A 10,003-nucleotide genomic window follows, 5' to 3' on the forward strand; every position below is an offset into this window, starting at 1 on the left:
CTTTGAGACAACTCCTTTATTCTAGCAAATCATACGAGAGCTGTCAAGGACTTTTTCCTTTTTTCCCCTCAGACTCTCTCTGACAGCTCAATTAGTATAGCATCTCTTCTCATCTATTGTCAAGGGGGTAAAGCCAATTTTTTTTGATTGCCTGTAAAGCCAATTTTTTTGATTGCCATTACGTTTTTTGCTTAGTGCTCAGCGATAGGGTTTGAGCACGCAGGAACTTGAATTCCCTACCTTCAAAATATATTCCCTTTTTCCCAGCTAACCATCTACAGAAGGCTCTACCAATCATAATAGCGCAAAACAAGTGGTGCGACTCCCTTTAATTTCAGCAACTTTTTTTATTGTATATTTCACAATTTTATCTAAAGCCCTTTCTATATTAGCACTTAAAATATAGTTTAAGTCATACTGACACCTACTTCATCCCGAAATACTTTTCATTTACAGCTTCTCACCTAGGAATTGCTAAGAATATTAGATTGGCAATTGAAAATCAAGAAACACCCTATGGTGTGAACCGCGAAGTGGCTGTAATTGCTGTGTTATGGCTGATTCTTAACGTTTGGAACCTTAGGTGCTTTTTTGAAAGCGTTACTTCAATAAATTTCAACTAGTTCCATTTGAATGGTGTGAATTTTTACCTAAAAATACACGTTGAACTAACTAATACCGAAAATTCACATCATTATTATCTTCGAATTAGTTTATAAATTAAAAAGAAAGCGACAATTTTGGAAAGTTCACTTTCTTTTTTTCTATGATTAAATGATCTACTTTAAGGAGATTAAGATAATAGATATTTTAGTCGTATGATTAAGGAATAATAATATCGTATTTTATCAAAGATAGCTTCGTTTCACCATCACTGACGAAACGAATTTTTTGTGAATCTAGTGGTGTTGGAATCTCTGTCGACACGACTTTTTCACCATCATTAACAAATAATTCAATAGAATGGCTATCCAAAATAAAACGTAACTCAATATTATCAGAGGGGGTAACAGTCATTTTACGCTGACAATTCAGATCAGCTTGTAAACCAGAATAAGTACGATCAACCTCAATCGTATTAAGATGGCGATTGAAAATAAATCGCGTATAATGATTGACACCAACAGCCAAATCAATCGTAAAGGAGGTATAGGCATTTCCTGATAGACGTAAAGTCATATCAATCTGACGACCAGAAACCCCTTCAATTATTTTAAATGACTTACCAATAATCCCTGAAAATTCAAGCTTATTTGCATGGTAATCAGATAATTCACGAATTGGACGTTGAATAAGTTGTTCATTTTCAAGAGACAATTCTCTTGGAAGACTCATCATTCCTTGCCACTCCTGACCATCAGCAACAGCAAGCGAATCCCACGACTTCATCCATGCCACCAAGATACGACGACCGTCTGGTAATTGAGTTGTCTGAGGCGCATAAAAGTCTAAACCATAATCAAGAGCATGGGGGCAGCCTTTATCAAAAGTGTGTTTTTCTTTATTATAACGACCAACAAAATAAACCGCATTATGTCCATTATGAAATTCATATGCTGCCGCTGACATATTTTGTGGCGAGGTGATTAACACATGTTGTCCATCTAATTTAAAAAAGTCAGGACATTCCCACATTTTGCCGATAGCACCATCGTCATCGCCTGCCAAAATATTTTCGTATTGCCAATGGCGCAAGTCTTCACTTGAAAAAAGAACAATCTGACCATGCTTGTCTTTGCTTAAATTGCCTGCAACCAACCAATATTTTCCATCTTCAAACCACACCTTAGGATCCCTAAAATCTGATTGATTGAAGTCTTCTGGTAATTGATTGCCTAGAATAACTGGATTTTCGGGAACTTTGTGATAATTCTCGCCGTCTCCGATTGCAAGAGACTGCGTTTGATAAACTGTTTTATTCCCATCACCATCTTCTTTTTCTTCGACACTTGTGTAGACAAGAGCATGGCCTTCTGGCGTTTCTAGAGCACTTCCTGAATAAACGCCAGCATGATCATACGCTTGGTCAGGTGCCAAGGCAACAGGGAGCTCTTCCCATTTAATCATATCAGAGCTGACAGCATGTCCCCAATGCATTGGCCCCCAATTGGTCGAATAAGGATGGTATTGGTAAAAAAGGTGGACTTGATTGCGATAAACTGAAAAACCATTTGGGTCATTAATCCAACCAACCGGCGCCGTCACATGAAAAGCTGGGCGCTTTCGTTTATCAACACGATTTTGTTCAATATATGTTTGTGCTTGCTTAAGCGTGTGCATAATTTAAACAATCCTTCCTACTGCTTTTCTAAATCACTTCTTCAGTATCAATATCAAAGAAGTGCAATTTGTGTGGCAGAAAGACAAATGTAACTTCATCACCAATTTGGCTGACATCGTATTTTGTCACACGCGCAACAGTAGTTTCACCACCAAATTCAAAGTAAAGGTTGTTTTCATTTCCCATAATCTCGGTATTATTGATAACAGTCTTTTGTTCATTACCTGCGTAAACCTCAAGGTTTGCTGGATCAAATTTGATATCCTCTCCACGAATTCCCATAATCGCACGTTTGCGGCCAGCCAATTTCTTAGCAATAACTTCAGGAATTTTCATGCTATTGCCATCTTCAAATATAATTGTTTGACCATTTATAGATACATTGTAAAAATTCATTTGTGGCGCACCAATAAAGCCTGCAACAAATTTATTAACGGGATGTTCGTAAAGATCCATCGGTGCTCCAACTTGTTGAACAACCCCATCTTTCATGATAACAATACGGTCTGCCATAGTCATTGCTTCAACTTGGTCATGAGTAACATAAATAGTTGTTGAACCCAATTTATGATGAAGTTTACTAATTTCATTACGCATACTAATACGTAATTTGGCATCCAGATTAGACAAGGGTTCGTCCATCAAGAAAACTTTTTGGTCTTTAACAATCGCACGTCCAAGAGCCACACGTTGACGCTGACCACCAGAAAGATTTTTAGGTTTGCGTTTGCGATATTCTTCAAGTCCTAAAATATCAATCGCCCAATCAACTTTTCGTTTGATTTCATCAGCAGGCACTTTCATATTTTTTAAACCATAAGAAATATTTTTTTCAACCGTCATGTGAGGATATAGAGCATAATTTTGGAAAACCATTGAAATCCCACGGTCAGCCGGTGCCACTTCATTCATGCGTTTTCCATCGATATACAAATCACCACTTGTAATTTCTTCAAAACCAGCCATCATGCGAAGCGTTGTTGATTTTCCACAACCCGAAGGTCCGACAAATGCAATAAATTCCTTTTCATCAATATCCAGTATAAAATTAGTCACTGAATTTTTATCATTACCTTTATATTTTTTTGTGATATTTTTAAATTCAATAAAACTCATAAGATTTATCCTTCCTTAGATCCTGTTAAAATAACACCTTCGACAATATATTTAGAGAAGAATGAATAGATGATAATAACAGGAATGGTAACAAGTGTAATAACAGCAAGGGTTTGACCAACTGTTGTTGCATCATTTGACGTAATCGCATTTAAACCAATTTGCGCAGTTAATAAGTCACTTGATGTAAATACTAATGATGGCCAGAGATAATCATTCCAAACACCAAGGAAAGTGAAGACGCTGACTGTTGCAACTACTGATTTTGACATTGGCAAAACCATAGTAAAGAAATATTTGATCGGTCCGCAATGATCCAATTGAGCAGCTTCGTAGATATCGTCAGGAAGTCCAACAAAAACTTGGCGGAAAAGGAAAATATTAAAAGGCGAAACAATCATCGGTAAAACATAACCAAGCATGGTGTTCAGCAGACCTGCTTTAGCAATGATCAAGAAATGAATAGTAATTGTTGTTTCCATTGGAACAATCATCAAAGTCAGGATGATTAACAACCATTGGTCTCTAAACGGGAATTTTATTTTAGCAAGCGCATAGCCAGCAAGTCCGTTAACAACGATACTAAGCACAATCAAAATCGCTGCATAAAATAAAGTATTTACCATATAACGAATAAACTGTGTATTAAAAAGAACGGTCACATAATTATCGAAAAATGAGCCTGTTAATGCTGGCGGTACAAAAGCCTTAAAAGTATTCATATCACTTGTAATGGCTGCATCCCCTTTAAAAGAATTGGCCAACATCCAAATAACCGGAAAGAGGAAAAACAAGGACAAAATGAGCAAAATTATTGAAAATATCCAACTCCATCTCTTTTGCTTTTGTGTTAACATATTATTTTTCCTCCTTGTCTTTGGTCAAGATATTTTGGATAACGGTTAAAATGATAACAAAGACAGCAAAGACAATTGCCATGGTTGAAGCAAGCCCCATTTCCCAGTTAACAGTACCCGTTTCATAAATATCGTACACAACAGTATAAGTTGAATTAGAAGGGCCACCACCCGTCATAACCATTGGTTGAACTAACATACGAAAGGCACCAATTGTTACTGTGATTAAGACGAAAACAAGCAATGGTTTTAATTCAGGTAAAGTAATATTCTTGAATTTTTGCCATGGTGTCGCATGATCCATTTCAGCTGCTTCATAAAGTGATGGGCTGATACCTTGAAGTCCGCCAAGGAAGATAATCATTTGATAACCGACACCTTGCCAGGCACTCATTATAGCAATAGAAGGCAACGCTTGATCAGCACTATTGATAAAAGGCTGAGCATCAATGCCAAAGAATCCTAAAATAGCATTCAAAATCCCTTCAGGGCTATAAATTTGAATCCACAAGGTTGATACAACGGTCAAAGACATAACAACCGGAACAAAGAAGGCCACTTTAAAATATTTCTTAAAATGGGTAACTTTGTTAATAATCAAAGCTAATAACAAAGCCCCACCACCCTGCAGCGGAACAATGATTAAAACAAATTTAACCGTGTTCCAGAAAGCCTTACGGAAAGTTTCATCTTTAAAGACTTCTTTAAAATTATCTAGACCAACAAAGTGTGTCATACTAGGATTAAGCGCAAAGAAATCTGTAAAACTAAAAACAAATGTCAAAATCAAAGGAATAAATAGGAAGACCGCTAATAATACCAAAGCTGGACCGAAGAAGGCCATTCCCATAATAGATTCGGCTTTACTCTTTTTCATTTTTTTTCTCCTCAAGAACATAGCGTTTCAATTTAGCATCGATTTTATCTACCGCATGATCAAGTTCTTCCTCAGCGTCTGCGCCAGACAGAACACTATCTTCTAGAACCGCCTGAACACGATCACTAACTTGCGGATAAACCGGTGTGATTGAGCGAGGATGTCCATAATCTTTCAACTGGTTATAAAGCGCGGCATAATTTGCATCTTCTGAGAATGTACTGATATGATTATAGGCTTCGTAGGTTGAAGGGAAGCTCTTAGTTTTATTCCAAAGACGTTCGCCGCTTTCAGCACCACTCATCCACTTAACCAATTCTGTTGCACCTTTAATATTTTTTGTGGTTTTAGAAGCTGCAAATGCCCAAGACCCTGTTGGAGTGTACCGTCCACCATCCCAGTTATCTGAAACAACATAGGGGGCAACACCCAGATTTAGCTTCTTATAGCTTGTATAAACCGAATTAATTTCCCACGCGCCATCGATTTTAAAGGCGGCACGTCCACTTTCAAACAAATTACTGATAGCAACTTTTGACATATAGCCATTTGATAGGATTTTTTTAAAGTAGTTAACTGTTTCTATATTTTCTTTTGAATTAAAGATACCATCAACTTTCAATCCACTCTTATCAACAAAGTCACCACCATTTGACCAGAAGAATGGTGCGTAATAGTAAATCGTTGCTTCACCAGTTGGGAAAGTCATATCCAAAGGATAACCACCTTTTTCTTCACAAATCGGTTGAACTTTCTTCAAGACATCTAAAAACTCTGACCAAGTCCATGGGTGATTTGCGTCAGGCACAGCTACACCAGCTTCAGCTAAAATATCTTTATTATAATAAAGCCCTACGCTAGACTCCATAGCTCCAAGAGCGTAGAGTTTGTTACCATAAGTCCCTTGAGTAATGATTGAGTCAAGATAAGCACTCTTTTCCTCATCCGATAATTTTGCTAAAGGTTGAATGATACTATTTTCTGCATAAGCTGCAATATTAGGACCATCTACGGTCAAAACATCAGGTAATCCTCCAGACATAACAGAGGCATTGATTTTATCAGAATAACCACCACCACTATCATTTCGAGGAATAAATTCAATATCAGCAAAATATTTGCCATTGTATTTTTTATTGAAAGCATTGACTGATTCTTTATAAGCCTGTCCTTCATCCGTATCTTCAATTGAGTGAACCCATATTGATAGATACTCTTCTCCCTTGTCATACCCCTTTATACTGCCAACTTCAGGTTTGCTGCTGCCGCATCCTGTTAACAAAAGCCCTGCAGAAAGTGATACTATTAATGTTTTTAAGAGCCTTCTCCGCATAACACCCCTCCAAAGTTATTTGTAATGTAACCGGTTACTTTATCTAAAGTTTACTCCTTATTTTTTACCTTGTCAATAGTATTTTCAAAAAAAGTTTAAAAAATATAACCGGTTACTTCTTTGACTTAAAAGTATTTTAGAGATATACTATAGGTTATAAATAAGACTTAAGGAAGAATGTATGAGTAAACAAAAAATCACTTTTTCTGATATTGCAAAATATACTAATTTTTCAAAAACGACTATCTCACGCTACTTTAATAACCCAGACTCACTTACTGAAAAAAATCGTACCATCATCAAAAAAGCACTTAAAGATTTGGGGTATCAGGAAAATAAAATCGCTCAGGTTTTAGCTACAGGACAGACTGAATTTATTGGAATCATCATTCCAAACCTCTACCTTCATTACTACTCTGCCATCTTAAATCAAATTTTAACTAGCTACTCAGATAATCATTATAAGTTTCTGGTCTTTCTTGGTGATGACGACATAGAGGTAGAACGTCAGTATATCCAAGAACTCCAGGCCTATAACATCCAAGGATTGATCACACTTAGTCATACAATTCCGTCCGAAGAATTAGCATCTTACAATATTCCTATCGTTAGTATCGAACGCGAAGCGCGATTTATCAGCAGTGTTAACACCGACAACTACCTCGGCGGTGTCCAAGCAACCAGCCATTTGATAAAAAACAATTGTAACATTCTCATTCACATCAATAGCTTTGTCGATAAAAATATCCCTGCTTACGGTCGTATCGCTGGATTTAAAACCATTTCTGACGACAGCGACATTCCCTATAAAATCTATCAAAAAGATCTCGGCAGCAACTACAGTGATATCAGTCAAAACATCACGCGTTTATTTAAAGAGATCGATACAGACTACACTGGAAAACGTAAAGGAATTTTTCTGGCTAATGATACTTATGCTAACATTTTCTTAAATGCTGTTTTCCAAAAATATGGCTGCTTACCAGACGATTACAAAATCATCGGTTTTGATGATTCGCCAATTGCAAGCGAAGCTATTTTACCTTTATCAAGTATCAAACAAGATATCGGTAGAATCACACAGACTGCTCTTGATATTTTACAAGATTTAATCCAAGAACACCGTAAAACAAAAGGTAAACACCAAACCATTCAGCACAGAGAAGTCGCACCAAAATTAATCAAACGAAGTACAAGTGATTAGGAGGAAGGTTCTATATTATTAAATGAGCAACTACTAATAGTTCTAACATTTATTATCATTGTGAAGAAGCTCCAGAATTTGCATCGATTGCAGAACTAGAATTATTAGCCGATTTGGGTACACTAGAATTCGTATCAAGACTAGATAAAGTATGACTGCCACTTAGTTGTTGACTAGCTGTCCTTAAATACCAATCTAGCCAAACAATCTCGTTAATTCCTTAATAAGCGAGCCACCTTCATAGTACATCGCTTGATAGTTGTACGGCAGGTACATTAGATTTGGACTTGGAATAAACATGCGAATATATTCTTAATTGCCATTATGAAGTGTGACCCATTCTACATTTTTCATAAGTTATGGTGGCAGAGAATTATGCACCGTTGACAATCGGTTCCCAGATTGTTCAGAAACCCGTTTTGCAAACATAGTATCTGGATCTTTATGGGCAATTTCCGCATAAGCTAATTCAAACGGCATTCATTTATTAAGTGACATATGATCGCGGTACTAGTTAATCTTTTACAAAAAGAGCATCGTTTACCCTACCTTAAATTTGCTAGAAATGACACCTTATAATAACAAAATTCAGCTAATTCAAGCTTTAGATAGATACAAAATCCCAAAATCTACTAAGGGGAATAAGAAAACAACTTTTAGTATCCCTATTGAACTAGCGATATTATTGCAAGTTTGAAAAAAACATCAAAAGTTGAACTGGTGAAATTTGGCATTATTCAATCTGATGAACAATACGTTTTCACTTATATTGACACAAAAAACAAGATTCAATAGTCCACTGCATGCATGAAATCTGTAGAAGGCCGTCATAAAGAGTGAGTACATGCTAGAGCGCATAAATTACGCCATACTGGAACAGCCTTAGAAGCTATTTCAGAAGCTTTAACACATAGTGATACTTCGCCACCAGAGCTTATGTCATACCTCAAATGTCGTCTCAATGGCTGTCGCGAAAATTGCCTATCGTAATCATAAAAAGTAAAGGTATGAATTTTGCTAAAAAACGAGTCTGGGCAAAAACTAGTTTCAAAATAAAACCACACAGTGATTTCTGTCTTGAAAACAATCAAGATGAAAGAATCACGGTGTGGTTTTTGAGTATTTGAAGTTTTTGAGGGGAGATTCTTGGCCAATTTCGTGAGATTCATGCTCATAAAGAGGAAGCCGACTTCCGTTTGGACAGCTTGATGGCCTCTTACATGAACTCTGCGCACACCAAAAACACGCTTCAATCGGCCAAAAACGGGTTCGACATCGATTTTCCGTTTGGCGTAGAGACGAGAGCCTTTTTCACTATGCAATGCTTCCTTTATGAGTTCCTTAAAGTAAGCCCAAGTCGGATTATAATGAATCTGTTTCTGATACCCCTTTTCAGTTTTGGCAAGGTCTTCCAACTCTGGGCTATCTTGTATGTTATCTGCCTCATAGATTTTAAAGTCACGTTTAAAGCCGTACTTGTCCCTTCGACGAGAGTACTTCTTAAAGGAATAAACAACTCCGTCTGGTTTAATAAACTGGTCCGTCTCTTCGAGGTAGTCCCAATTATTGGGATTAGTAGGACTGTTCTGATATTTCCTCGTCAATTCCTTCTGGTACATACCATAGGGGATCAGAGGTGTTTTCTCCAGCTCATCCATTATAAAAACGTAGTTCTCTTCACTTCCATAACCTGCATCGGCTACAATGTGTTGGAATAAATCCAGAGTTGGGATAGATTCGAGGAAAGGCTTTAGAGTTCGAGTATCTGTTGGATTGGGAAAGATGTCATAGGCAAGAACATATTGACCATTGGTGGCCGCTTGGACATTGTAGCCAGGTTTGAGCTGGCCATTCTTCATATGATCCTCTTTCATCCGCATAAAGGGAGCGTCATGGTCTGTTTTGGAGAAGGAGTTGCGGTCTTGGAGGATTTCTCTAGCCTCCTCATATCGCTGTTTACGAGGAATGTCATCTTTTCTCAACTGATTGCGGAGTTTCTTGATGCGGCGTCTCTTCCGTTTATTAGCAGAACCTCCCTTGATAACTTTTGGTTCCTCAGAAATAGCTTTCTCAACTTCCGCCAAGGCCTGCTCTGTGTCTTCCAAAAGGCGCACTAACCCCTCGCTGGTTTCACATGCTTCTTTCGAGAGAGCTAAATCTACCCCTTCTTGAACAAGGTTGTCATAAAGTTCAGCAGTCTTACCATTCAATGCTTCTTCGTACTTAGTGACGGCTTTTTTCCAAGTAAAAGAATAGCGATTGGCATCAGCTTCTAGCTTGGTGCCATCTATAAAGAGAGCGTCGTCTTCAATCATGCCATTCTCACGCATGAGCA

At 37.4% G+C, this 10,003-nt stretch carries 6 protein-coding genes and 3 pseudogenes; 2 read left to right on the forward strand and 7 right to left on the reverse strand.

Going from position 1 to position 10,003, the window contains the following annotated elements:
• Nucleotides 1-822: 822 nt before the first annotated feature.
• The 5 genes from AB3329_RS11365 to AB3329_RS11385 are packed head-to-tail and all read right to left on the reverse strand — an operon-like array spanning nucleotide 823 to nucleotide 6,464.
• Nucleotides 823-2,280: a glycoside hydrolase family 32 protein gene (locus AB3329_RS11365; protein ID WP_368396267.1), complete on the reverse strand. Its 1,458-nt coding sequence runs from the start codon at nucleotides 2,278-2,280 to the stop codon at nucleotides 823-825.
• 28 nt (nucleotides 2,281-2,308) lie between these two features.
• A complete protein-coding gene (locus tag AB3329_RS11370) occupies nucleotides 2,309-3,397 on the reverse strand; it encodes an ABC transporter ATP-binding protein (protein WP_368396268.1) in 1,089 nt (362 codons plus the stop codon).
• Between the two features lie 5 nt (nucleotides 3,398-3,402).
• A complete protein-coding gene (locus AB3329_RS11375) occupies nucleotides 3,403-4,254 on the reverse strand; it encodes a carbohydrate ABC transporter permease (protein ID WP_368396270.1) in 852 nt (283 codons plus the stop codon).
• Nucleotide 4,255: 1 nt separating this feature from the next.
• The gene (locus AB3329_RS11380; RefSeq protein ID WP_368396272.1) at nucleotides 4,256-5,131 is read right to left on the reverse strand and encodes a carbohydrate ABC transporter permease; all 876 of its coding nucleotides are present in this window, start codon (nucleotides 5,129-5,131) and stop codon (nucleotides 4,256-4,258) included.
• A complete protein-coding gene (locus tag AB3329_RS11385) occupies nucleotides 5,118-6,464 on the reverse strand; it encodes an ABC transporter substrate-binding protein (RefSeq protein ID WP_368396274.1) in 1,347 nt (448 codons plus the stop codon). Before AB3329_RS11385 ends, AB3329_RS11380 begins: the two co-directional genes overlap by 14 nt.
• Before the next feature lie 181 nt (nucleotides 6,465-6,645).
• Here AB3329_RS11385 and AB3329_RS11390 point away from each other — a divergent pair, with 181 nt between their 5' ends.
• On the forward strand, nucleotides 6,646-7,668 hold the full coding sequence (locus AB3329_RS11390) for a LacI family DNA-binding transcriptional regulator (RefSeq protein ID WP_368396276.1): 1,023 nt from the start codon (nucleotides 6,646-6,648) through the stop codon (nucleotides 7,666-7,668).
• A 55-nt stretch (nucleotides 7,669-7,723) separates the two neighbouring features.
• Here the strand turns inward: AB3329_RS11390 and AB3329_RS11395 are convergent.
• Nucleotides 7,724-8,148: pseudogene (locus tag AB3329_RS11395) on the reverse strand (NAD(P)H-dependent oxidoreductase); the annotation flags it as partial.
• Between the two features lie 103 nt (nucleotides 8,149-8,251).
• On the opposite strand from AB3329_RS11395, the pseudogene AB3329_RS11670 reads away from it, so the two are divergent.
• A pseudogene (locus tag AB3329_RS11670) lies at nucleotides 8,252-8,671 on the forward strand (site-specific integrase); the annotation flags it as partial.
• Nucleotides 8,672-8,693: 22 nt separating this feature from the next.
• On the opposite strand, the pseudogene AB3329_RS11400 reads toward AB3329_RS11670, so the two are convergent.
• Nucleotides 8,694-10,003: pseudogene (locus tag AB3329_RS11400) on the reverse strand (transposase); the annotation flags it as partial.

Source organism: Streptococcus huangxiaojuni (assembly GCF_040930515.1).
In the GTDB taxonomy this organism is placed as follows: Bacteria; Bacillota; Bacilli; order Lactobacillales; family Streptococcaceae; genus Streptococcus; species Streptococcus huangxiaojuni.